This is a genomic window from Burkholderia sp. RF4-BP95 (genome assembly GCF_001521985.1).
GTDB lineage: Bacteria > Pseudomonadota > Gammaproteobacteria > Burkholderiales > Burkholderiaceae > Burkholderia > Burkholderia diffusa.
Map to the genome: position 1 here is coordinate 538,697 of NZ_LOSX01000018.1, position 21,626 is coordinate 560,322.

General features: G+C 65.3%; 23 protein-coding genes. 20 read left to right on the forward strand and 3 right to left on the reverse strand.

The features are described 5' to 3' along the window. Positions 1-72: 72 nt before the first annotated feature. On the forward strand, positions 73-1,023 hold the full coding sequence (gene ppk2 / locus WS46_RS07085; protein ID WP_059525099.1) for a polyphosphate kinase 2: 951 nt from the start codon (positions 73-75) through the stop codon (positions 1,021-1,023). A 55-nt stretch (positions 1,024-1,078) separates the two neighbouring features. Here ppk2 and WS46_RS07090 read toward each other — a convergent pair whose 3' ends face one another. Both WS46_RS07090 and WS46_RS07095 read right to left on the reverse strand, forming a co-directional pair. Next, positions 1,079-1,366 carry an H-NS family nucleoid-associated regulatory protein gene (locus tag WS46_RS07090; protein ID WP_059525101.1) on the reverse strand — a complete coding sequence of 96 codons (288 nt, stop codon included), beginning with the start codon at positions 1,364-1,366 and terminating at the stop codon, positions 1,079-1,081. Positions 1,367-1,574: 208 nt separating this feature from the next. Continuing rightward, entirely contained in the window at positions 1,575-2,162 is a 588-nt protein-coding gene (locus WS46_RS07095; protein ID WP_059689928.1) for a YigZ family protein, read from the reverse strand. A 435-nt stretch (positions 2,163-2,597) separates the two neighbouring features. Between WS46_RS07095 and WS46_RS07100 the strand changes: the two genes are divergently transcribed. From WS46_RS07100 to WS46_RS07185, 18 genes are read left to right on the forward strand one after another with little or no spacing between them, the layout of a single operon-like run. Then, entirely contained in the window at positions 2,598-3,284 is a 687-nt protein-coding gene (locus WS46_RS07100; protein ID WP_059689929.1) for a beta-ketoacyl synthase chain length factor, read from the forward strand. After that, positions 3,268-4,062 carry a 1-acyl-sn-glycerol-3-phosphate acyltransferase gene (locus WS46_RS07105; RefSeq protein WP_059689930.1) on the forward strand — a complete coding sequence of 265 codons (795 nt, stop codon included), beginning with the start codon at positions 3,268-3,270 and terminating at the stop codon, positions 4,060-4,062. The genes WS46_RS07100 and WS46_RS07105 overlap by 17 nt, the downstream gene beginning before the upstream one ends. Beyond that, on the forward strand, positions 4,037-4,342 hold the full coding sequence (locus tag WS46_RS07110) for a phosphopantetheine-binding protein (protein ID WP_059525678.1): 306 nt from the start codon (positions 4,037-4,039) through the stop codon (positions 4,340-4,342). Before WS46_RS07105 ends, WS46_RS07110 begins: the two co-directional genes overlap by 26 nt. Further along, positions 4,339-4,587, forward strand: a complete 249-nt coding sequence (locus WS46_RS07115) for an acyl carrier protein (RefSeq protein ID WP_059689931.1) — start codon at positions 4,339-4,341, stop codon at positions 4,585-4,587. Before WS46_RS07110 ends, WS46_RS07115 begins: the two co-directional genes overlap by 4 nt. 2 nt (positions 4,588-4,589) lie before the next feature. Then, complete coding sequence (locus tag WS46_RS07120; RefSeq protein ID WP_059689932.1) at positions 4,590-5,225, forward strand: hypothetical protein; 636 nt, start codon at positions 4,590-4,592, stop codon at positions 5,223-5,225. Continuing rightward, on the forward strand, positions 5,222-6,913 hold the full coding sequence (locus WS46_RS07125) for an AMP-binding protein (protein ID WP_059689933.1): 1,692 nt from the start codon (positions 5,222-5,224) through the stop codon (positions 6,911-6,913). The genes WS46_RS07120 and WS46_RS07125 overlap by 4 nt, the downstream gene beginning before the upstream one ends. After that, positions 6,910-8,616 carry a glycosyltransferase gene (locus WS46_RS07130; RefSeq protein ID WP_059689934.1) on the forward strand — a complete coding sequence of 569 codons (1,707 nt, stop codon included), beginning with the start codon at positions 6,910-6,912 and terminating at the stop codon, positions 8,614-8,616. Before WS46_RS07125 ends, WS46_RS07130 begins: the two co-directional genes overlap by 4 nt. After that, positions 8,603-10,213, forward strand: a complete 1,611-nt coding sequence (gene hutH, locus WS46_RS07135) for a histidine ammonia-lyase (RefSeq protein ID WP_059690208.1) — start codon at positions 8,603-8,605, stop codon at positions 10,211-10,213. The genes WS46_RS07130 and hutH overlap by 14 nt, the downstream gene beginning before the upstream one ends. Beyond that, positions 10,210-10,638: a thioesterase family protein gene (locus WS46_RS07140; RefSeq protein ID WP_059525117.1), complete on the forward strand. Its 429-nt coding sequence runs from the start codon at positions 10,210-10,212 to the stop codon at positions 10,636-10,638. Before hutH ends, WS46_RS07140 begins: the two co-directional genes overlap by 4 nt. Continuing rightward, positions 10,629-11,300, forward strand: a complete 672-nt coding sequence (locus WS46_RS07145) for an outer membrane lipoprotein carrier protein LolA (protein WP_059689935.1) — start codon at positions 10,629-10,631, stop codon at positions 11,298-11,300. The genes WS46_RS07140 and WS46_RS07145 overlap by 10 nt, the downstream gene beginning before the upstream one ends. Beyond that, the gene (locus WS46_RS07150) at positions 11,300-13,711 is read left to right on the forward strand and encodes an MMPL family transporter (protein WP_059689936.1); all 2,412 of its coding nucleotides are present in this window, start codon (positions 11,300-11,302) and stop codon (positions 13,709-13,711) included. Before WS46_RS07145 ends, WS46_RS07150 begins: the two co-directional genes overlap by 1 nt. Beyond that, entirely contained in the window at positions 13,708-14,895 is a 1,188-nt protein-coding gene (locus WS46_RS07155) for a beta-ketoacyl-[acyl-carrier-protein] synthase family protein (protein WP_059690207.1), read from the forward strand. Before WS46_RS07150 ends, WS46_RS07155 begins: the two co-directional genes overlap by 4 nt. 1 nt (position 14,896) lies before the next feature. Continuing rightward, positions 14,897-15,400, forward strand: a complete 504-nt coding sequence (locus WS46_RS07160) for a hotdog family protein (protein WP_059689937.1) — start codon at positions 14,897-14,899, stop codon at positions 15,398-15,400. Beyond that, positions 15,397-16,122 (forward strand): 3-ketoacyl-ACP reductase FabG2, encoded by a 726-nt coding sequence (locus WS46_RS07165; RefSeq protein ID WP_059525124.1) that lies wholly within the window; start codon positions 15,397-15,399, stop codon positions 16,120-16,122. The genes WS46_RS07160 and WS46_RS07165 overlap by 4 nt, the downstream gene beginning before the upstream one ends. Beyond that, entirely contained in the window at positions 16,122-17,351 is a 1,230-nt protein-coding gene (locus WS46_RS07170; protein WP_059689938.1) for a beta-ketoacyl-ACP synthase, read from the forward strand. The genes WS46_RS07165 and WS46_RS07170 overlap by 1 nt, the downstream gene beginning before the upstream one ends. After that, entirely contained in the window at positions 17,348-18,568 is a 1,221-nt protein-coding gene (locus tag WS46_RS07175; protein WP_059689939.1) for a beta-ketoacyl-[acyl-carrier-protein] synthase family protein, read from the forward strand. Before WS46_RS07170 ends, WS46_RS07175 begins: the two co-directional genes overlap by 4 nt. Positions 18,569-18,600: 32 nt before the next feature. Continuing rightward, complete coding sequence (locus WS46_RS07180) at positions 18,601-19,026, forward strand: hypothetical protein (protein WP_059689940.1); 426 nt, start codon at positions 18,601-18,603, stop codon at positions 19,024-19,026. 47 nt (positions 19,027-19,073) lie between these two features. After that, a complete protein-coding gene (locus WS46_RS07185) occupies positions 19,074-19,472 on the forward strand; it encodes a hypothetical protein (RefSeq protein ID WP_059525684.1) in 399 nt (132 codons plus the stop codon). 45 nt (positions 19,473-19,517) lie between these two features. Here the strand turns inward: WS46_RS07185 and WS46_RS07190 are convergent, their stop codons facing one another. After that, positions 19,518-20,237 (reverse strand): class I SAM-dependent methyltransferase, encoded by a 720-nt coding sequence (locus tag WS46_RS07190; protein ID WP_059689941.1) that lies wholly within the window; start codon positions 20,235-20,237, stop codon positions 19,518-19,520. A gap of 110 nt (positions 20,238-20,347) precedes the next feature. Between WS46_RS07190 and WS46_RS07195 the strand changes: the two genes are divergently transcribed. Next, complete coding sequence (locus WS46_RS07195) at positions 20,348-21,595, forward strand: NAD(P)/FAD-dependent oxidoreductase (protein WP_059689942.1); 1,248 nt, start codon at positions 20,348-20,350, stop codon at positions 21,593-21,595. Positions 21,596-21,626: the final 31 nt, after the last annotated feature.

Below are 21,626 nucleotides of genomic sequence, written 5' to 3' on the forward strand. Positions count from 1 at the left end.
TTCATCAATTTGACGCGAGACGCTGGGATAATGGTGGAGTTTGGCTGCGTCAATTGAAGGAAGGAGGCCCCCATGGGCGATAACGATTCCCGCACCGAGACCGACAACTTCACCGATTCGGCATCGCTCGAGTCGCGCCAGCGCCGTTTCGAGGAAGACCTCGTCGACGCGTACGACGAAGAACTCGAAATGGAGCTCGACGACCGCCGCTTCGACAACGACGAGGATCTGCTGTTCTCGCCGGAGCGCCGCGAAGCGCGCAAGCAGTATTTCCGCGAGCTGTTCCGGCTGCAGGGCGAGCTCGTGAAGCTGCAGGACTGGGTCGTGAACACGGGGCACCGGCTCGTCGTGATTTTCGAGGGGCGCGACGCGGCAGGCAAGGGCGGCGCGATCAAGCGCATCACGCAGCGCCTGAACCCGCGCGTGTGCCGCGTGGCGGCGCTGCCGGCGCCGAGCAACCGCGAACGCACGCAATGGTACTTCCAGCGCTATGTCGCGCATCTGCCGGCCGGCGGCGAGATCGTGCTGTTCGATCGTAGCTGGTACAACCGCGCGGGTGTCGAGCGCGTGATGAATTTCTGCACCGAAGACGAATACGAGGAGTTTTTCCGCTCGGTGCCCGAGTTCGAGAAAATGCTCGTGCGCAGCGGGATCCAGATCGTCAAATACTGGTTCTCGATCACCGACCACGAGCAGGAGCTGCGCTTCCAGAGCCGGATCGAGGATCCGCTGAAGCAGTGGAAGCTGAGCCCGATGGACCTCGAGAGCCGCCGCCGCTGGGAAGCGTACACGGCCGCGAAGGAAGAGATGATGCAGCGCACGCATATTCCCGAGGCGCCGTGGTGGGTCGTGCAGGCGGTCGACAAGAAGCGCGCGCGGTTGAACTGCATCCACCACCTGCTGACCCAGGTGCCGTATCACGAGGTGCCGCGGCCGACGATCGATCTGCCGCAGCGTGAGCACCACGAGGACTACATTCGCCGTCCGACGCCGGACAGCATGATCGTCCCGGACGTTTATTGAGCGGCCCGGGCCGGCCGGATCGACCACTGAGGCGCGCCGTGCAACGCGGCGCGCGTTACTCCCGGATCAGGAACGCGCTGCGGTCGCGGCCGGCGATCCACGCGGGCGCACGACCGCGTCCGCTCCAGGTGGCGCCGGTCACCGGATCGTGATATTTCGCACCGACAGTGAACAGCTTCGCGCGATTGCTGTAGCCCTGCCCGAAGACTTCCCGAGCGGTCAGCGCATGGGTCTTCACGAGCTCGCGTACCTGCACCAGCGCCGCGTGGCGTTCGCGGCGGCGCGCCGCCCGGATGCGTTGATCGAGTTCCGTGAGTTGGGCTTGTAGTTGCTGCAGTTGCATGCGTCGATATCCCCGTAGCTGAATTGTGATTGTTGGCTGTCGCGCGATGCGCCGCGTGTCTGTACATTCGGCCAGACGTTTGCAGGGCGCGTCGCGAGGAACACGGGAGAGATTAAGTTTCGGCGCGCGGATTTTCTATCGGACGTATCTGAATTTTCACGGGCATCTGTGTGAAACCGTGATGGCGATGCCGGGGAGGCTGCCCGCCTCACAGGTCGGGGAAGCCGGAGCGCCCCTGCGTCAAGTCGAACAGCTCGGTCTTGGCTGCCGCCTCGGCCGTTTCCGGCAGCTTGATCACGAGCTTCGCCGTCATCCCGTACGCGCTGTCCACCAGCTCATAACCCGCCTGCTCGATCCAGCGGCGCACGCGCGCCTCGTCCGGGTAGCCGATTTCGATTGCGAACCGCGTGTGGCGAATGCGTTCGACCCGCTCGGCGTCGAGCAGCGCCGAGGCGATCGCATCCGTATAGGCGCGCACCAGGCCGCCCGCACCGAGCTTCACGCCGCCGTAGTAGCGGACGACCGCACCGAGCACGCCGTCGAGATCGTGATGACGCAGCACTTCGAGGATCGGCCGGCCGGCGGTGCCCGACGGTTCGCCGTCGTCGGACATGCCGGACTGACCGCCCGCAAGCAGCGCCCAGCACACGTGGGTGGCCGTCGGGTGCTCGTCGCGCAGGCGCTGCAACGCCTGCATGGCGGCATCGCGGTCCTCGACGGGGATCGCGAATGCGATGAAGCGGCTCTTGCGGATTTCGAGTTCGCGCGTGTAAACAGTAGCGAGTGAATAACTCATTGAACGGAAAGCAGGTCGTGTGGGGGCGGCATCGAGCGCATTATGAGCCATTCCGGTGCAGGATCGACGCAAGGCACGCCGGGTCGGGGATCGGCTCGATAACCGACGATGCGCGATTTTCTCGAGAAATTGATAAATGGTTAAATCTGGAAGGCGCCTCGCGCAGTGGCGTTGATCTTTTGTAACGGCCCTGTTACAGTTCCGGCGCACTGATATGCCGCTCATTCAATCGCAGCGATTGACAATCCGGGTGCCGGCTTCGCAAACATTACGATTCCCGATTTTTCCAGATCGTACCGGAAGGGGGAGTCGATGGCGCGAGTCCGGTGGTCAATACGCGATGGGCGGCTTTCATCGAAAGCGGAGCGCAACCGCCTGATGCTGGGTGGCGCGATATAAAGACACCCAAGAGAAGCAATCCTAACGAGAACAACAATGGCCGATTTGCATTGGACCATGCCAATCGCCAGATGGACGTCGATTTCGACCGCGGGGGTGCCGGGCGTCGAAGCCCTCGATCCGATGGTGCGACGCCGCTTGAGCCGGCTGTCGCGGCTCGCGCTCCAGGCGGCCTACGATTGCGCCGGAACGGAAAATCCGTTGCGCATGGTGTTCGCATCGCGTCACGGTGAACTGGTGCGCACCACCGGCATTCTTGCCGACATCGGCGCCTCGGAACCTGTCTCGCCGACGGCCTTCAGTCTCTCGGTTCTCAATGCCGTTACGGGTATTTTCGGAATCGCCCGTCGCGACCGAACGGCAGCCACGGCGATCGCGGCCGGCCATGAAACGCTAGGCTACGCGCTGCTCGAAGCCTTTTCCCAGTACGCAACGTCGCCGGGCTCGCCGGTGCTGCTCGTCTATGCGCACGAGCCAGCCGATCCCGTTTATGGCGATGTCGATGACGATCCTGAAAGTGTCGGGCTGGCCATTCTGATTGGCGCCGGTGAATCGGCCGACTATCTGACCTGTGAGATGGCGGCGGGCGACGCGGGCGATGCCGACGATGCGGCCGGTACGCAAAGCGAGGCGGTGCTGCGTTGCTTGTCCGCGCGCACCACGGCGTCGTGGCGCTGTCAGCACGCATCCTGGCGATGGAGCTTGCATGATCGCGCGGCTTGACTACGGCTGGCGTCTGTTCGCGACCGGTGCGAGCCTGGCGTTTTTCGCGCTGTGCGGATCGGCGTTCTCGTTGTTGGCCATCGTCGTCGGCGGATTATGGCCGCATCGGCGCTCGCGCCAGCGCGGGGTGACGCTTGTCATCCATTATTTCTTCCGCGCGCTGGTCGCGATGCTGCAACACATCGGCGTGATGAGGCTCGAGCTGAGCGGCACGGAGCGCCTCGCAAAGGACGGCCCTGCGATCGTCGTCGCGAACCACCCGACCTGGCTCGACGTCATGGTGCTGCTGTCGCTGACGCCGAAGGCGTGCTGCGTCGTAAAGCGTGGTCATTGGGGCAACCCCTGTTTCTGGGGTATCGTCCGCGCGGCCGAGTACGTGAGCAATGCCGATGCCGTCCATCTTGTCGAGGCTGGCGCGCGACAACTGGCGGCGGGCTACACGATGATCATCTTCCCGGAGGGGACGCGCAGTCCGGGCGGCAATCGCCTGCATTCGTTCTCACGCGGTTTCGCACATATGGCGCTGCAGTCCCGCACCCGGATCCAGCCGGTGCTGATCGATTGCGACCCACCGGTATTTACCAAGGCGCTGCGCTGGTATCACGTGCCGGCTCGAGCATTTCGTATGCGCATCGACGTCCTCGAGCCGATGGACCTGAACCGGCTGGCGCCGAACGTGACATCACCGTCGATTGCCGCTCGCAGCATCGCCCGCGAGGTGGAAGTGCACATTACTCAAAGCCTGTTTCAGCATGGATACTTTAAAACTGCAAATTAAGCAGCTTCTGATCGAGATGCTCGATCTCAGCGACATGGCGGTCGACGACATCGACGACGATGCGCCACTGTTCTCGACGGACGGAATCGGACTCGATTCAGTCGATGCGCTCGAAGTCGGCATCATGCTGCGCAAGAAATTTCACCTGACGATCGCCGCGAACGACGAACGCACGAAAGCGCATTTCCGTTCGATCAACACGCTGGCGGCGTTCATTGCCGACCAGCAGTCTCATCAGGCATCGCAAGAAGCCGTGCTGGAAAAAGGGAGTCACTCGTGACCGACGCAGAAATCCTGGAGCGCATCCGCGCCATCTTTCATGAGAATTTCGCGATCGAGCCGGAGCGGGTAACGCCCGATACGCACCTGTTCGAAGAGCTTGATCTGGACAGCATCGACGCGGTCGATCTGGCCATCAAGCTTCAGGAAATGACAGGCAGGCGCATCAAACCGGAAGAGTTCAAATCCGTACGGACCGTCGGTGACGTTATCGCCGCCGTTCACGTGTTGCTCGCGCGCGCTTGACGATGGTGGTGACGGGCATGCGGGCTACTACGGGCACGGTCCTGCCGCGCTGGGCAGGTGTCGCGACCAGGGCTGCACTGGTCCTTGCCTATCCGCTCGTCATCCTGTTTGCGTGGCAGAGCATGTCGCCGCGTTACGTCGGTTGCCTGTTGATCGCATTGCTGTGGCTGCAGCGCACGGTCGGCAAAGGCACGCTGGCGAAGGCGCTCAAACGCCTCACGCTACTCGACTGGGGCGTGGCCGGTGCATTGACCGTGTTGTCGGCCGCGATTGCCGTGACCGATAGCGAACGACTTCTTCATCTCTATCCGGCATGCGTGAGTGTCGGCTTGTTGGTCGCGTTCGGCGCGACGTTGCGGCACGGTCCGACCATGATCGAAAAATTCGCACGACTGACTTATCCCGAGCCGAATCCGGAAATCGTCCGGTACACGCGGCGCGTCACACAGGTGTGGTGCGCGTTCTTTATCGTAAACGGCAGTTTTTCGGTTTATACGGCGCTGTACTGGAGCCGTGGGGGATGGGCGCTTTACAACGGGCTGATCGCGTATGTGCTGATCGGTGCGTTGATAGCAGGCGAGTGGCTGTGGCGCAGGCGCTTCATCGCCGTCGCGCGAAAGCGAACGGGTGTCGCATGATTGCGCTGCACGAGATCCTGTGTGCCGAAGCGGATAGCGGAGTGGCGGTTTGTCGCGATGGCGCCGAGGTGCTGACGCTGGGTGATCTGCGCGCTCGCGCCGGCGCGATTGCGAGGGTGGTGGAAGCGAGCGGCGCGCGACGCGTCGCGATCTGCACGGATGATCCGTACGAGTTCGCGTGTGCATTGTTTGCGGTTGCGGCAGCGCACGGGGAAGTCGTGATTCCGGCCAGCAGCGCACCCGGCTATCTTGATGCACTGGCGCATGCATACGACCTCGTGCTGGATGCGCCGGCACTGGCCGCGTGCGGGCACGACACGGATGCCGGATCTGCGCGCTTCACCCGCCCGATCGATGCTGTCGCAGCGGTGACGCTTTACACGTCGGGCAGCAGCGGCACCGCGAAGCCGGTGCGAAAGTCGCTCGCGCAGCTTGATGCCGAAGTGCGCACGTTGCAGCGCGAATGGGGCGACCGGACAGGCGCGGCAGTGACACTGTCGAGCGTACCGCATCATCACATCTACGGACTGCTCTTCAGGATCCTTTGGCCGCTGGCGGCCGGCCGCGCGTTTGACCGGATGACGGTGCTTGAACCGCTGCAACTGCAGCAGCGGCTGGCCGAATACGGTGGCGGTGTCGTGGTCTCCACGCCGTCGCAACTGATGCGCTGGCCGGCGTTGCCCGGCTTTCCGATGCGGGCGCCCATGCCGTGCGCGTTCTTCTCGTCGGGCGGCCCGTTGCCGGCCGATGCGGCTTCGGCCTATTCGAACGCATTCGGCGCTGCGCCGCTCGAGATATTTGGCAGTACCGAAACCGGTGGCATTGCATGGCGTCGCCAGGACGTTGCGCACGCGTGGCAGCCGCTAAATGGCGTCGACGTGCGCTGCGACGACGACGGCGTGCTGTGCGTTCGCTCTGCCCATCTCGGCCACGATCGCTGGCACCGCACCGACGACACCGCACGATTCGACACGAACGGTCGCTTTACGCTCGCAGGACGACGCGATCGCGTCGTCAAGCTGGACGGCAAGCGCGTGTCGCTGCCGGAGCTCGAGGCGCGGATACTCGCGCATGCATACGTCGAGCAAGCGGCGGCCGTGGTGGTCGACGGCACGACGCGCGCGCACGTCGGCGTCGTGGCGGTATTGACCGCGGCGGGGCGCGATGCGCTGGCGGCGGATGGACGGGTTGCCGTTGCCACGACCTTGCGGCAAGCGCTCGGTGCATATTTCGACGCGGCCGCATTACCGCGCTACTGGCGGTTCCTGCACGCGATGCCGTTCGATGCACGCGGCAAGTTGCCCGCCGCCGCGCTGGCGGCCGCATTCACGGCTACGCCGGAGGGCTTTGAACTGCTCGCGTCATGGCGCAGCGACGACGCGTTGCATTACGAGTTGCGCGTGCCGCCCACGCTCGCGCATTTCGATGGTCATTTTCCGGGCCTGCCGATCCTGCCCGGAGTCGTGCAAATCGACTGGGCTGCGCGCCTGGCTGGCCGCGAGATGCCGACCGTGCGCGAAATCCGTTCCGTCGAACACCTGAAGTTCAAGGCACCGGTGCCGCCGGGCGCGGTGCTGTCGCTGCGTATCGCGCATGACCGTGTACGCGGCTCCACGCGCTTCGCGTTCCGTTGCGGCGACCGCGAATGCACATCGGGCGTTCTGGTCTATGGCACGGCGGTCCGATGAGCGACACCTGCATCGTCATTCCGATCTACAACCATCGCGCCGCGATCGGCGGCACGCTGGCGCGCTTGGTCGTGCACGGCCTGCCGATCCTGGTGATCGACGACGGCAGCGACGAGCCGACGCAACAGGTGCTGGCCACGCTGGCGACGCGCTACGCCGGCCTCGTGACGCTGCTCCGGTTGCCGGTCAACGGCGGAAAGGGTGCGGCGGTCATGGAAGGATTGCGCGCCGCGCGTGCCCGGGGCTATCGGCACGCGATTCAGATCGATGCCGATGGCCAGCACGACGCGGCCGATGTGCCGAAGTTCGTCGCGGCCGCACAGGCCGAGCCGGACGCCGTGATTCTCGGCCGGCCGCGTTTCGACGACAGCGTTCCGAAGGCGCGCCTGTACGGCCGCTACCTCACGCATGCATGGGTGTGGATCGAAACCCTGTCGCTGGACATTCCCGATGCGATGTGCGGGTTTCGTCTTTATCCGGTCGACGTCGTCTGCGAACTGATCGACGCGGTATCGATGCCCACGCGGATGGCTTTCGACAGCGAAATCCTGGTCCGTCTCCACTGGCGCGGCCTCGCGTTCAGGACGGTTCCGACGCGAGTCATCTACCCGGTCGACGGTGTGTCCCATTTCGATGTCTGGCGCGACAACGTGCGCATCAGCCTGAGCCACACACGGCTCGTCGCGGGGATGCTCGTCCGCGCGCCGATGCTCCTGACACGCCGTCTGGCCGGGCGGCGCGGCGCGGCGCCGACGGGCCGCACGCGCGCATGGTGGCGCATGCCGGAGCGCGGCAGCCGGATCGGCATGGCGTTGCTGGCGCTCAGCTGCCGCTGGTTCGGCAAGGGCTTCACGTCGTTCTGGCTGCATCCCATCGTCGGCTATTTCGTGCTGACGAATCGCACGGCGCGCACCGCGTCGCATGCGTATATCGCGCGCCTGCGCGATGCGGAGGCGGCGGCCGTGCCGAAGCCGGGATGGCGCAGTGCTTACCGGCACATGCTTGCCTTTGCACAGGCAGGATTCGACAAGTTCGTCGCGTGGTCCGGCCGTCTCGACGAGCTCGACGTGCGTTTCGACGATTCGTCCGCGTTCGATGCGCTCGCGGCGAGCGGGCGCGGCGCACTCGTGATCGGCGCGCATCTGGGCAACCTGGAAATGACACGGGCGCTTGCGCTGCGCGACGCACACACGAAAGTGACGGCAATCGTCTACACCGAGCATGCGAAGCGTTTTGCCGGCGTGCTTGCCGGTGCGAACCGGGAATTCGGCAAACAGCTCGTCGAGGTGTCGAACTTCGGACCCGATACGGCGATGATGATGCAGTCGCGCATCGACGCGGGAGAGTTGCTCGTGATCGTCGGCGACCGCGTGCCGCCGCGTGATTCCGGTAAAACGGTCGACGCCCGTTTTCTCGACGCGACTGCGCCGTTCGCGCAGGGCCCGTATATCCTCGCCCACGCCCTTGGTTGTCCTGTCTACCTGTTCTTCTGCCTGAAGGAGGCGCACGGCTACCGCCTCTATTTCGAGCCGTTCGCCGACCGGATCGAGCTACCGCGCCGTGAGCGCGCCGAACACGTCGCGGCATGGGCGCAGCGCTACGCCGCGCGGCTTGAACATTATTGCCGCAAGGCTCCCTACCAATGGTTCAACTTCTTCGATTTCTGGGCGCGGCCCGATGGAGGTCCGCGTGGCGGAGCATGACATGAACGACGTCGCGGCATGCACCGCCGCGGATCCGAATCGGCCGGCCGTGGTGGTCGGAGGCCGCCATCTGACGATCGAGGACATCGTCGCGATCGCCCGCGACGGTGCGCCCGTCGCACTGAACGCGGGACCCGAATGGCGCGCGCGGATCGAGCGCGGTGCGACCTGGCTACGCGCCTATCTTGCGAATGGCGGCACGCTGTATGGCGTAACCACCGGATATGGCGACGCCTGCGTGGTAGAGGTGCCGCCGTCGCTCGTCGAAGCGCTGCCGCTGCAGCTGACCCGCTATCACGGGTGCGGCATGGGTGACCGGTTCGATGCGACGCAAACGTTGTCCATCATCGTCGCCCGGCTCAACTCGCTCGCCTTCGGCTACTCGGGCGTTCGGTTCACGTTGCTGGAACGGCTGGCCGACATGGTGAATCACCGCATCCTGCCACGTATTCCATCGGAAGGCTCGGTCGGCGCGAGCGGCGACCTCACACCGCTGTCCTACGTAGCCGCGGCGCTGGTCGGCGAGCGCACCGTCGTGTTCGACGGCGCCGAGCGGGACGCGCGGGAGGTGTGGCATGCGATCGATCGCACGCCGCTGACGCTCGCGCCGAAGGAAGGACTGGCGTTGATGAACGGCACGGCGGTCATGACCGGGCTGGCCTGTCTCGCGTTTGCGCGCGCCGACTACCTGACACGTGTGGCCGCTCGCCTGACGGCATTGACCACCGTCGCGCTCGACGGCCGGGCCGGGCACTTCGATGCGCGGCTGTTCGACGCGAAACCCCACGCGGGGCAGGCGGAGGCGGCGGCGTGGATCCGCGCCGACCTGGTCGGGCGCGACGAATTGCCCGGACGCCGGTTGCAGGATCGCTATTCGGTACGTTGCGCACCGCACGTGATCGGCGTGGCGCGCGACGCATTGTCGTGGATGCGCCGCGATATCGAGAACGAGCTGAACAGTGCGAACGACAATCCGCTGATCGACCCGGACGAAGGGTGCGTACTGCATGGCGGCAATTTCTACGGCGGTCATATCGCGTTCGCGATGGATGCGCTGAAGACCGCGGTCGCCAACCTCGCGGACCTGATGGATCGCCAGCTTGCGCTGCTGGTCGACGACAAGTTCAGCAATGGACTCCCGCGCAACCTGACGGGCGCCGGGCCGGAACGCGCGGCGATCAACCATGGCTTCAAGGCCGTGCAGATCTCGTCTTCCGCGTGGACGGCGGAGGCGCTGAAGCTCACGATGCCGGCGAGCGTGTTCTCCCGCTCAACGGAGTCGCACAATCAGGACAAGGTCAGCATGGGGACGATTGCTGCGCGCGATTGCCTGCGCGTTCTGACCTTGACCGAACAAGTTGCCGCGGCGCATGTGCTCGCGACCGTGCAGGCTACCCGGCTGCGACTTCGCGATAATCAGCAGACACAACTTTCGCCCGCGCTTCGCGCGTTCGTCGACGATGTGGATCGTCAATCGCCGCTGGTGGTCGAGGACCGGCCGCTCGAAGCCGAGTTGCGCGCGCTGACCGCGCGTCTTGCCGCGTGCGAGGCGATCGGCGGCGCGTACGGCGGAATCCGGCACGGGGAGGCGGCATGAACGCATCTCGTCCGCCGCTGACCGCGACGGCCCGTGTCGAGGTCCTGTTTCACGACGTCGATGCCATGAACGTCTGCTGGCACGGCCATTACCTGAAGTACTTCGAGAGCAGCCGTGCTGCGTTGCTGCGCATGATCGACTACGACTATCCCGCGATGCTGGCGTCGGGCTATATGTGGCCGGTGGTGGAGGCGCATCTGAAGTACGTTCGTCCGGCCCATTACAGTCAGCAGCTCGACGTGCGCGCGACGCTGCTCGAATTCGAGAACCGGCTGAAGATCGGGTACGAAATCGTCGACGCAGCGTCCGGCGAGCGCTTGACGAAGGGGTATACGGTGCAACTGGCCGTCGATGCGACGACGCGCGAACTGCAGTTCGTGTCGCCGCCGACCCTGATCGAAAAGGTGCATGCACAATGGGCCTGAATTCGCACTACCGATGGTTTGCGGCGGTGACGCTGACCGTATGCATGACGCTCCCCGGCGGCACGGTGCTGGCCGCCCCGGCGCCGGTTGCGGCGTCGCGGCCGTCGAATGCCGCGCTCGTGTCCGACGTCGCTGCGCGGCTCGCGCGCGTGGGCGCGATTCGCACGGATTTTCGGCAGACTCAGACGCTGTCGGCGATGAAGCAGCCGCTCGTCAGCACCGGATCGATGTTGTTCGATCGCAGGTCGGGTGTCGTCTGGCGAATCGAGACGCCTTACAAGGCCACTTACGTGATCACCGATAGCGGCGTGCGCGAGGTCGGCGCGGACGGGCACCTCGTCGCGCCCGGAAGCGGCGGCGGCCGCGGCGTCGCGCAAGTGTCGCGCATGATGCGCGACATGCTCGGGGGCGACCTGTCGGCGCTGTACGCGCAATTCGACGTCGATGCGAGCGGAACGCCGGAACGGTGGCGGATGGTGCTGCGGCCGAATCAGCCGCAGCTCGCCCAGGCGGTTCGTGTGCTCGAAATGAGCGGAGGCACCTATCTCGGCCGGCTCGACTTGACTTTTGCGAACGGCAATGTGACATCGCTGGAGTTCGCTCGGCCGACGCCGGTCGACGCACCCGCGCCGCTTGAGCGCGCGTGGCTGGAGGCCCGGTGATGGATGCGGCGCGTGATGTCGTCGACGCATCGGGCGAACGCGCACGGCGGCGCGGACTGTGTGCTGCATGGCTGCTCGTTGCGCTCGTGGCGGCTGCGTACATCCTATGGCGCTTCTCGAGCGGGGCCGTGCCGCTGCAGACGAACCTGCTCGCGTTGCTGCCGGCTACCGAGGCAAACCCGGTTGCCGAGCGAGCGGTCGACATGCTCGGAGATGCGCTCGGCAATCGCACCGTCTACCTGGTGACCGACCCGGACGCCGCCCGCGCCAAGGCCGCCGCGAAGCAGTTCGGTGCGCGGCTCGACGCCAGCGGAGCATTTCGTTCGGTGACGGTCGAGGTGCCGCCATTCAATCTGTCGGATATCTCGGCCACCTACATGCCGGCCCGTTTCGGTCTGCTGACGGATGCGGATCGCCGGTCGCTCGAGCAAGGCGGGGCCACGCTCGACGAACGATTGGTCCGGCGTCTCTATGCACCGCCCGTCGACGGCTTGCAGACCGCCGTGGCGGACGACCCGTTCGGCTGGTTGCAGCACTGGCTCGGCGAACTGCCGCTCGCGGCGTCCAATCTGTCACTCGAGGACGGCATGCTGGTGTCGCATCGCGATGGCGCAACTGGCGTCCTCGTGATGACGTCGTTGCCGGGCTCGGCTTACGAATCGAAGATCCAGCATGCTGTGCGCGTCGCGACGGACGATGCGGAACATGCGCTCGCGGCTGAGTTTCGGGGCGTTCGCGTCGACCGTGCCGGCGCGGTCTTTCATGCGGAAGCCGCGCGTGCCAGCGCCGAGCGCGACGTACACGTGATCGGCGCGGTATCGCTGGGCGGCATCGCGCTGCTGCTCATGAGCGTATTCCGTTCGCCGCGCCTGCTGGTGCTCGCGTTCGCGTCGACGGCATTCGGCATCGTGTGCGCGCTGGCGGCAACGCTGCTCGTATTCGGCAAGCTGCACCTGTTGACGCTGGTGTTCGGTGTGAGTCTGATCGGCGAAGCCGTCGATTATTCGATCCAGTATTTCGTCGCGTATCTCTCCGCGGGGCGGCAATGGGATGCGCGTCGCGGTGCGGCGGCGGTCAGGCCGGCACTCATGGTGGCACTGGCGACCAGTCTGCTGGGTTACGCGATCCTGATGTGGGTGCCGTTCCCCGCGCTCAAGCAGATCGCGTGCTTTGCAATCGTCGGAATCCTCAGCGCGTTCGCGGCCGTCACCGGCTTTTTGCCGCTCATGCTGACGAAGGGGCCACGGCGCGTGCCGTCCGGTGTTTTCGCGTGCGCGGCCCGCCTGCTGCGCGGATGGCAATCGCTGCTGGCCGGTCGGCGCGCCCTGTTCGCTGCCATGCTGGTTGCGCTGGTTGCGATCCCGGGTTGGACCCTCTTGAAGAGCGACGACGACATTCATCTGCTGATCCAGCGCGATGCGGACCTCGCGCGGCAGGAGAACAATATTCGCGCGGCGGTCGGGCTGGCGAACACGGCACAGTTCTTCGTCGTTCAGGGCGCAACGCCGGAGGAGGTGCTCGAGCGTTCGGAGGCACTGATCGGGTCGCTCGATCAGCAGCGGGTCGGCCGTGTCCAGTCGATCACGACGTTCGTGCCGTCGGCCAAGCAGCAGGCGCATGACCGTGCGGTGCTGGACGCGCACGTGTTTGCCGATACCGCCGCACTGCGCGGGACGCTGGCGCGCGCGGGCTTCCGCGACGAGGCGGTCGACGCGTGGATCAACGCGTATTCCCGCAGTGCCCCGGAGACGCTCTCCATCGACACGTGGCTGGCGGCACGCTGGTCGGCGCCGTTCCGCTATTTGTGGCTCGGACGAATCGAGGGCGGCGCGGGTCCCGTCGATGCGGCGCTAGCGATTCCCGAGCGGGTCGATGCGGCGAATGCCGAAACTTTCGCGGCCGTCGCGCGCACGCTGCCGGGCGTATCGTGGGTAGACAAGGCATCGAGTGTGTCGAGCCTGTTCGGTGCCTATCGGGTCGACAGCGGCCTGTGGCTGGCCGGCGCGCTCGTCGTGGTCGCCGGGCTGCTGATGTGGCGCTACGGCGTGCGCGGCGGCATCGCAACGACGTTGCCGGTCGTGTTCGCCATTGCGTTGACGCTTGCGGCGTTCGGCTATGCACGGGTGCCGCTTACGCTGTTCAATTGGCTCGCGCTGATGCTGGTACTCGGCGTGGGCGCCAACTACGCGGTGTTCCTCCGCGAAGGCTGCATGCGAGACAGTGCCGGCATCGGCGCAGTGTGGACCGGCGTGCTGCTGTCGGCGGCCACGACCTTGCTGTCGTTCGGGATGCTCGGAGCGAGCGCGATGCCCGCGCTGCGCAGCTTCGGCACGACCCTCGCGATGGGCATCGTGTTTTCGGTGCTGTTCGCGCCGCTTGCCACGCCGTCCACGAAGGAGTGTCGCGCATGAATTCGAAGCAGGCGCCGGTTTATCTGTCGGCACCCGGCATGATCAACGCGCTTGGCGCAACCACGGACGAAATCGTCGACGCATTGTGCGCCGGCATCGCACCGGGCATGGCGCCGCGCACCGATGTTCCCGCCGGCGGCTGGGTCGGGCGCGTGCGGTCGGCGCTCGATGTCGCGCCGCCCGAATCCCTCGCGCATTTCGATTGCAGGAACAATCGCCTGCTGCTTGCGGCGCTGGCGCAGATCGGATCCTGCATCGACGCGGCGATCGCGCGTTACGGCCCGCGCCGGGTCGGTGTCGTGATCGGCACGAGTACGTCCGGGATCCAGGCAGCAGAGCAGGCACTCGCACAGCGTGCCGCAACGGGCGCGATGCCAGCCGGATTCGATTATCGGCAGATGGAAATCGGCACGGCGGCGCCGTTCGTGCGTGCGGCGCTGCGTGTGGCCGGGCCGGCCTACACGCTGTCGACGGCCTGCACATCGAGCGCGAAGGCATTTGCAGCCGCGCGCCGCCTGTTGCAGTTGAGGCTGTGCGACGCGGTCGTCGTCGGTGGAGCGGATTCGCTGTGCGAGCTGACGTTGCAAGGCTTCGCCTCGCTCGAATCGGTCAGCCCGGGGCGGACCAATCCGATGAGCCGGAACCGGAGCGGCATCAATATCGGCGAAGGCGCCGCGCTGTTCGTGATGTGCCGCGATGAAGCCGCGGTGCGGCTGGCCGGCGTTGGCGAGTCGAGCGATGCGCATCACATCTCGGCGCCGGACCCGGCAGGATATGGCGCGGAGGACGCGCTGCGCGCCGCGCTCGCGGACGCCGGCGTGGCTTCGTCCGCGATCGGCTATGTGAACCTGCACGCGACGGCGACGCGCCTGAACGACGAAATGGAAGCGAACGTGACGGCGCGGGTGTTTCCGCACGGCGTGCCGGCGAGCGGGACCAAGCCGCTGACGGGGCACATGCTGGGCGCGGCTGGCGCGACCGAACTCGGATTCGGCTGGCTGACACTGGCCCGCGGGATCCCGCTGCCGACGCACGTCTGGGACGGCGAGCACGATCCGGCGCTGCCGAAACTCGATCTCGTCCACGGCGCGCGCCGCCTCGCGGGCGATGCAACAGGGCGCTATGTAATGAGCAATTCATTCGCTTTCGGTGGCAGCAATGCCAGCCTGATTCTGGGAGCCTGACATGCATGCCGAACCATTGATCGACGCGTTGCACGGCGGTGCGGATATCCCGGTCGGGAACGTGCCGGACGTATTGCCGCATCGCGGCACGATGCTGCTGCTCGATGCAATCGAGCGCTGCTCGGAAACCGGCATCGAAGTGAGCGCGACCGTGCGCCGCGATGCGTGGTATGCCGACGGCAGCGGGGCGATGCCGGCGTGGATCGGCATCGAGCTGATGGCGCAGGCGATTGCCGCGCACGTCGGCCTGCTCGCGGCACATGCGGGCGGCCGCGCGAAGCCGGGCGTGCTGCTCGGGGCCAACCGCTATGTCGCGCATCGCACGACGTTCGGCGCGGACACGGTGCTGCGCATCGTCGCGCGGGAACTGCTGCGCGGCGACGAGGGGCATGGCGCATACGAATGCGCGATTCATGCCGAAGGTCAATGTTTCGCGGAAGCCGTCGTCAAGGTCTACCAACCAAACGATTTCCAATCTTTTATCGAAGGGAGCTTCAATTCATGACTCGGCGAGTTCTCGTGACAGGGGCGAGCCGCGGCATCGGCCGCGCCGTGGCACTGCGCGTGGCGTCCGACGGCTTCGCCGTGACGGTTCATTGCCGCACCGGGCGCGAGGCAGCGGAAGCGGTCGCCGCGACGATTCGCGCGCAGGGCGGCACGGCCAGCGTGTTGCAGTTCGACGTGCGCGATCGTGCGGCGTGCCGGCGCGAGCTGGAGGCCGACGTCGAAGCGAACGGCGCTTACTACGGGATCGTCTGCAACGCAGGCGTGACGCGGGACGGTGCATTTCCGGCGTTGTCCGAAGAGGACTGGGACGTCGTGATCGAAACCGGGCTGGACGGGTTCTACAACATCGTTCATCCGCTGACCATGCCGATGGTGCGCCTGCGTAGCGGCGGACGCATCGTGACGATCGCGTCCGTGTCGGGCGTGATGGGCAATCGCGGCCAGGTCAACTACAGCGCCGCGAAGGCGGGCCTGATCGGCGCGACCAAGGCGCTGGCGGTCGAACTGGCATCGCGCAAAATCACGGTCAATTGCGTTGCTCCGGGGCTGGTTGACACCGGCATGCTCGACGACGTGCCGCTCGAGCACGCATTGAAGACGGTGCCGATGGGCCGCGTCGGTCAACCCGACGAAGTCGCGGCGGTAGTCGGCTTCCTGATGTCGGATGCGGCGACCTACGTCACCCGGCAAGTAATCGGCGTCAACGGCGGGATGGTGTGATGAAGCGAGTGGTCGTGACGGGGATGGGTGGCGTGACCGCCTTCGGCCAAAGCTGGCCGGAAATCGAGGCGCGCTTGCGCGACGGGCGCAATGCGGTGCGGCGCATGCCGGAATGGGATTGCTACGAAGCGCTGCATACGCGGCTCGCGTGTCCGTTGCCGGCCTTCGAGTTGCCGGGCACGTATCCGCGCAAGAAGACGCGTTCGATGGGGCCGGTTTCGATGTACGCGGTGCGAGCGAGCGAACTCGCACTGGCGGATGCGGGGCTGACCGACGATCCGTCGATCCGGGACGGCCGGATGGGCGTCGCGTACGGGTCGTCGTCGGGATCGGTCGAACCGATCCGGGCGTTCGGCACGATGATCGAGACGGGTTCGATGCGGGACGTCACATCGAACAGTTACGTGCAGATGATGCCGCACACGACGGCGGTCAACGTCAGTCTGTTCTGGGACCTGAAAGGCCGGATCGTGCCGACGTCGTCCGCCTGCGCGTCCGGCAGCCAGGCGATCGGCTATGCCTACGAGGCGATCGCGACGGGCAAGCAGACGCTGATGCTGGCGGGCGGCGCAGAAGAGTTGTCGGGCCCGGCGGTGGCGGTGTTCGATACGTTGTACGCGACCAGCACGCGCAACGATAACGCGAACCTGACGCCGCGCCCGTTCGACGCCGCTCGTGACGGCCTGGTTGTCGGGGAAGGTGCGGCGACGCTGGTGCTCGAGGAATACGAGCACGCGATCGCGCGCGGCGCGACGATCCATGCGGAGATCGTCGGCTTCGGCTGCAATTCCGACGGTGCACACATCACCCAGCCGACGGCCGAGACGATGGCGGTCGCCATGCGTCTCGCGCTGGGTGACGCGGGGCTCGATGCCGATGCGATCGGCTACGTCAACGCGCACGGTACGTCGACCGATCGAGGCGATGTGGCGGAGAGTCACGCGACGGCGTCCGTGTTCGGTGAGCGTATGCCGATCAGCTCGCTGAAAAGCTATGTGGGTCATACATTGGGCGCGTGCGGCGCGCTCGAGGCGTGGTGGACGATCGAGATGATGAAGCGCAACTGGTATGCACCGACGCTCAATCTCGAGACAGTCGATCCGGCCTGTGCACCGCTCGACTACATCGTCGGCGACGCGCGCCGGATCGACGTGGAATTCGCGATGAGCAACAACTTCGCATTCGGCGGAATCAACACGTCGTTGATTTTCCGGCGGGCCGGCCGATGACGGCGCGCGTCGTCGTCACCGGGCTCGGCATCGTGTCGTGCCTCGGTAATTCGCTGGACGAAGTATCGGCCGCGCTGCGAGCCGGTCGCTCGGGCGTGAGTCACGTGAGCGCATGGCGCGAGCGCGGTTTTCGCAGCCAGGTCGCAGGGGTGGCGTCGGTCGCATCGGCGGCGCGTTTTTCGCGCAAGCACGAACGGTTCATGGGCGACACGGCGCGCTTTGCGGCGCATGCGGCCGCGTTGGCGCTCGACGATGCAGGCATCGATGCCGGTCTGCTTCGTTCGCCGCGCGCGGGCGCGATCGTGGGGTCGGGCATCGGATCGATGGCCGATTACGACGATGCGATGACGATTGCGCAGCATCGCGGTATCGACAAGACGCCACCTTATGTCGTTCCGAAGGCGATGGGCAGCACGGCGTCGGCATGCGTCGCGCAGTTGTTCGGCATCGAGGGCGTGTCGTACTCGCCGTCGTCCGCGTGCACGAGCGCGGCGCTCGCGATCGGGCAAGCGACGCAATTGATCCGGTCCGGTTGCCAGGACATCGTGCTTGCTGGCGGGAGCGAGGCGCTGCACGACAACATGACGTTGATGTTCGACGCGATGGGTGTGTTGTCCGGCAGTTTCAACTGTACGCCGGATAGCGCGTCGCGTCCGTATGCGCTTGGCCGCGATGGCTTCGTGATCGCATCCGGCGCAGGCATTCTCGTGCTCGAATCGCTCGAGCACGCGCGTGCGCGTGGTGCGCGAATTTACGCGGAGGTCGCCGGGTTCGGCCAATGCACGGACAGCGCCGGCATGGCGACGCCTCACGCGGCGGGGATCGCGCGGGCGATGCGCGGCGCGCTCGACGGCGGCGGACGGCGTCTGGACTACGTCAATACGCACGCGCCATCGACGCCGCTCGGAGACATCGAGGAACTGAAGGCGCTCATCGACGTATTTCGGGGCGACGTGCCGGCGTTCTCGTCGACGAAAGGCATGACGGGGCATCCGCTCGGCGCGAGCGGGGCGCATGAAGCGATCTATACGATCCTGATGATGCGCGACGGATTTGTCGCGGGCACGGCCGTCGGCCGCGAGCCCGATCCGGCAATCGACGGCATGCCGCTCGTTCGCGACGCACGCGAATGGACGATCGAGCGGGCGCTGTCGGTTTCGTTCGGATTCGGCGGCAGCTGTGCAAGTGTGTTGTTGGACGCCTGGAAGGGCGATTGATGTGAACTTACTGAGCTGAGAGGACGATAACAATGAAGCACAAACGACATCTGGCCGGCATGTTGGTCGCGGCATCGTTGCTGACGGGGTGCGGCACCGTGGTCCGTTCGCTGCCTCTGCCGGCAGCGGCGACGGCATCGGACACGAGCGGCGTCGCGATCTATTTCGGCGCGCAACCGCACCCGGACGTCAAGACCAGCATCGGTCCGCGTTCGGAATCGGTCCGTGTGTCGCGCGGGACGCAGGCGGAACAGCCGACGTGCGACCAGGCGTTGGCCGAAGCGCTGAACCGTCTGCGCGTCTATGCGAAGAATCATGGCGGGAATGCGGTCATCAACGTGACGACACGCTTTCATGAGAAGCGCTCAAATTCGACGAGCGAATATACGTGCGGCGTGAGCGGCAGTGCGGGTGCGATCGCCGTGTCGGGCGACGTCGTGCAGCTGAACGCGCAATAACGGGAGCGCACGTGAAATATCGCATTGCACTGGCGCTGTTCGGCACGATGTTCGCGGTCTCGGTTGCACACGCACGCGACACGATCAACGATTATCCGATCGAAAGCGCATTGAAGAGCGAGGAAGGCAAGCTCGACAATGGCATCGCGCTCTATTTCGGCGATCAGGCGCATCCGCGCGTCATCAAGTCGTACGGTTCGTTCGCGACCAACAAGAAGACCAATTCGTTCGGCAAGAGCGACGAGGCGGCGTGCCAGCACGTATTCCTGTCGGCCGTGATCGAGCTTCAGGCGCGCGCGCGAAAGGAGGGCGGCAATGCCGTCATCGGCATCAAGAGCAATTACCGCAACGTGTTGCGATCCAGCGCGACCGAGTTCACGTGCGGTGCCGGTGCGATCGTGGCCGGGGCAGCACTGACCGGCGAGATCGTGACGTTGAAGCCGTAATCGGCACGCGTCGGGAAGGGGCCGCCAGACGGCGGCCTTGTTCGCTCAGGCAGGTTTGCGTGCAGCGACGTTGACGAGCGTCTCGCGGCGCTTGCCGGGCTTCGGTGCATACAGGCCGATGCGCTCGAGCAGGCCGAAGTCTTTCGCGCGGCTCCACCACAGGTAGGGAAACGACACGTTGCACGGTTCGAACGCAAACCCGGCGTGGCGGAGCATCGCAAGGTAGCCGTCAGCGCTTTTCTGAACCTGCATCGGGTGACGGAACAGCAGACGGATCACCCATGACTTGATGTACGCATCGGTCGATTCGGCGAACAGCAGCAGCCCGCCGGGTTTCAGCACGCGTCGAAAGTCGGCCAGTGCATGTTCCTGGTCGACGAGGTGGTGAAAGGTCTGATGGCAGAACACGATGTCGACGCTCGAATCGGCGAGCGGAATCTGCGTGCAGTCGGCGTGATGCAGATCGACGGGCGTTGCGCAGCGATGCGCCTCTTCCGACGCATGCTCGAGCGAGTCATCGTGGCAATCGATGCCGATGATCTTGCCGGGCGAGAACGCTTCGCACAGCAGGCGGAACGATTTACCCTGGCCGCAGCCTGCATCGAGGATGACGGGCGCCGTCGGCAGCGGCGCCGCGACAAGCCGCTTCAGATCGTCGATGGCCACCCTGAGCACGTGATGTTCCCAGGTATGCGTGCGAAGAAACCAGATGCCGAATCGGGTTTCGGGAACATAGGCGGGAGCGTGCGTGCGGTAGGACGTCATGGGCCTCTCGTCGGAATCTTGGATTTGTTGAGCGCCTATTGTAATTTGCAACGTCAAATCGTGGCGTGAGAAACGTAAGATACCCAATCAATCGAAGTGAATTGGCAAGCATGAGTGAAATGAAATCGAATTCGATCGACGTCGCGATCATCGGGGCAGGGCCGTCCGGTGCAGTCGCAGCCGCGCTGCTGCGCAAGGCTGGTCGCTCGGTGCTGGTGCTCGAACGTCAGCATTTTCCGCGCTTTTCGATCGGGGAAAGCCTGTTGCCCCAGAGCATGCGGTATCTCGAAGAGGCGGGCATGTTGCAGGCAGTCGTCGAGGCCGGCTTCCAGTTCAAGAACGGCGCGTATTTCGTTTATCGCGACAGGATGTCGTCATTCGATTTCCGCGAGAAGTTTTCCGAGGGCTGGGGAACGGCGTATCAGGTCGAACGCGCAACGTTCGACGATCTGCTGATCCGGTGTGCGGCCGAACAGGGCGCGGACGTGCGATTTGGCCATACCGTACGCGCTTTCGAGCCCGGCGATACGCCGCGGCTCGACGTCGTCGACGAGGCAGGCCACGAATATTCCGTTCAGGCGTCGTTCGTACTCGATGCGAGCGGGTTCGGTCGTGTGTTGCCGCGCTTGCTGGGGCTCGAGGCGCCCACCGGCCTGCCGACGCGCGCGGCCATCTTTTCGCACGTCGAAGACAGCTTGCCTGCCGGATCGACCGATCGAGACAAGATCTGCATTGCTGTCCATCCGGCGCGACGCGATGTGTGGTTCTGGATGATTCCGCTGACGAACGGACGTTCGTCGGTCGGGTGTGTGGCCGATGCCGGATTTCTGGACGTGCCGGAAGCGCAGCAGGAATCGCTGTTGCGCGAATTGCTGCAGAGCGAGCCGACACTGTCGCGGCTGGTCGGCAGCAAGCCCTTCGTGATGCCGGTGCGTCGCATTTCGGGCTATGCGTCGAATGTCGAGTCTCTGCACGGCCGCGGCTATGCATTGCTCGGTAACGCGGGCGAATTTCTCGATCCGATCTTCTCGTCGGGCGTGACGATCGCGCTGCGGTCCGCTCATCTGGCCGTTGCCGTGCTCGAACGGCAGTTGCGCGGTGAGACCGTCGACTGGGCGCGCGATTACGACGTCGCGTTGCGCAAGGGCATCGACACCTTCCGCGCCTTCGTCGAGCGTTGGTATTCAGGGCCGCTGCAAGACATCGTGTTTCATGAAGACAAGGCATCCGACGTGAAGCGCATGGTCTGCTCGATCCTGGCCGGCTACGCGTGGGACGAGTCGAATCCGTTTGTGCGGGAACCGGCGCGCGGCCTCGACGTGCTCGCCGAATTCTGCCGTGCCGGCGGCCTCGGCTGATTCATCTGAGCCGCATGTGCGATGCGGGAAG

Excerpts from the sequence above, each read along its gene's own strand:
- WS46_RS07180 (WP_059689940.1), top strand. The coding sequence starts at position 18,601 with ATGAAGCACAAACGACATCTGGCCGGCATGTTGGTCGCGGCATCGTTG.
- WS46_RS07090 (WP_059525101.1), bottom strand. The coding sequence starts at position 1,366 with ATGCAACTGCAGCAACTACAAGCCCAACTCACGGAACTCGATCAACGC.
- ppk2 (WP_059525099.1), top strand. The coding sequence starts at position 73 with ATGGGCGATAACGATTCCCGCACCGAGACCGACAACTTCACCGATTCG.
- WS46_RS07160 (WP_059689937.1), top strand. The coding sequence starts at position 14,897 with ATGCATGCCGAACCATTGATCGACGCGTTGCACGGCGGTGCGGATATC.
- WS46_RS07175 (WP_059689939.1), top strand. The coding sequence starts at position 17,348 with ATGACGGCGCGCGTCGTCGTCACCGGGCTCGGCATCGTGTCGTGCCTC.
- WS46_RS07105 (WP_059689930.1), top strand. The coding sequence starts at position 3,268 with ATGATCGCGCGGCTTGACTACGGCTGGCGTCTGTTCGCGACCGGTGCG.
- WS46_RS07110 (WP_059525678.1), top strand. The coding sequence starts at position 4,037 with ATGGATACTTTAAAACTGCAAATTAAGCAGCTTCTGATCGAGATGCTC.
- WS46_RS07155 (WP_059690207.1), top strand. The coding sequence starts at position 13,708 with ATGAATTCGAAGCAGGCGCCGGTTTATCTGTCGGCACCCGGCATGATC.
- WS46_RS07130 (WP_059689934.1), top strand. The coding sequence starts at position 6,910 with ATGAGCGACACCTGCATCGTCATTCCGATCTACAACCATCGCGCCGCG.
- WS46_RS07120 (WP_059689932.1), top strand. The coding sequence starts at position 4,590 with ATGGTGGTGACGGGCATGCGGGCTACTACGGGCACGGTCCTGCCGCGC.
- WS46_RS07095 (WP_059689928.1), bottom strand. The coding sequence starts at position 2,162 with ATGAGTTATTCACTCGCTACTGTTTACACGCGCGAACTCGAAATCCGC.
- WS46_RS07185 (WP_059525684.1), top strand. The coding sequence starts at position 19,074 with ATGTTCGCGGTCTCGGTTGCACACGCACGCGACACGATCAACGATTAT.
- WS46_RS07145 (WP_059689935.1), top strand. The coding sequence starts at position 10,629 with ATGGGCCTGAATTCGCACTACCGATGGTTTGCGGCGGTGACGCTGACC.
- WS46_RS07100 (WP_059689929.1), top strand. The coding sequence starts at position 2,598 with ATGGCCGATTTGCATTGGACCATGCCAATCGCCAGATGGACGTCGATT.
- WS46_RS07140 (WP_059525117.1), top strand. The coding sequence starts at position 10,210 with ATGAACGCATCTCGTCCGCCGCTGACCGCGACGGCCCGTGTCGAGGTC.
- WS46_RS07165 (WP_059525124.1), top strand. The coding sequence starts at position 15,397 with ATGACTCGGCGAGTTCTCGTGACAGGGGCGAGCCGCGGCATCGGCCGC.
- WS46_RS07170 (WP_059689938.1), top strand. The coding sequence starts at position 16,122 with ATGAAGCGAGTGGTCGTGACGGGGATGGGTGGCGTGACCGCCTTCGGC.
- WS46_RS07190 (WP_059689941.1), bottom strand. The coding sequence starts at position 20,237 with ATGACGTCCTACCGCACGCACGCTCCCGCCTATGTTCCCGAAACCCGA.
- WS46_RS07150 (WP_059689936.1), top strand. The coding sequence starts at position 11,300 with ATGGATGCGGCGCGTGATGTCGTCGACGCATCGGGCGAACGCGCACGG.
- WS46_RS07195 (WP_059689942.1), top strand. The coding sequence starts at position 20,348 with ATGAGTGAAATGAAATCGAATTCGATCGACGTCGCGATCATCGGGGCA.
- WS46_RS07125 (WP_059689933.1), top strand. The coding sequence starts at position 5,222 with ATGATTGCGCTGCACGAGATCCTGTGTGCCGAAGCGGATAGCGGAGTG.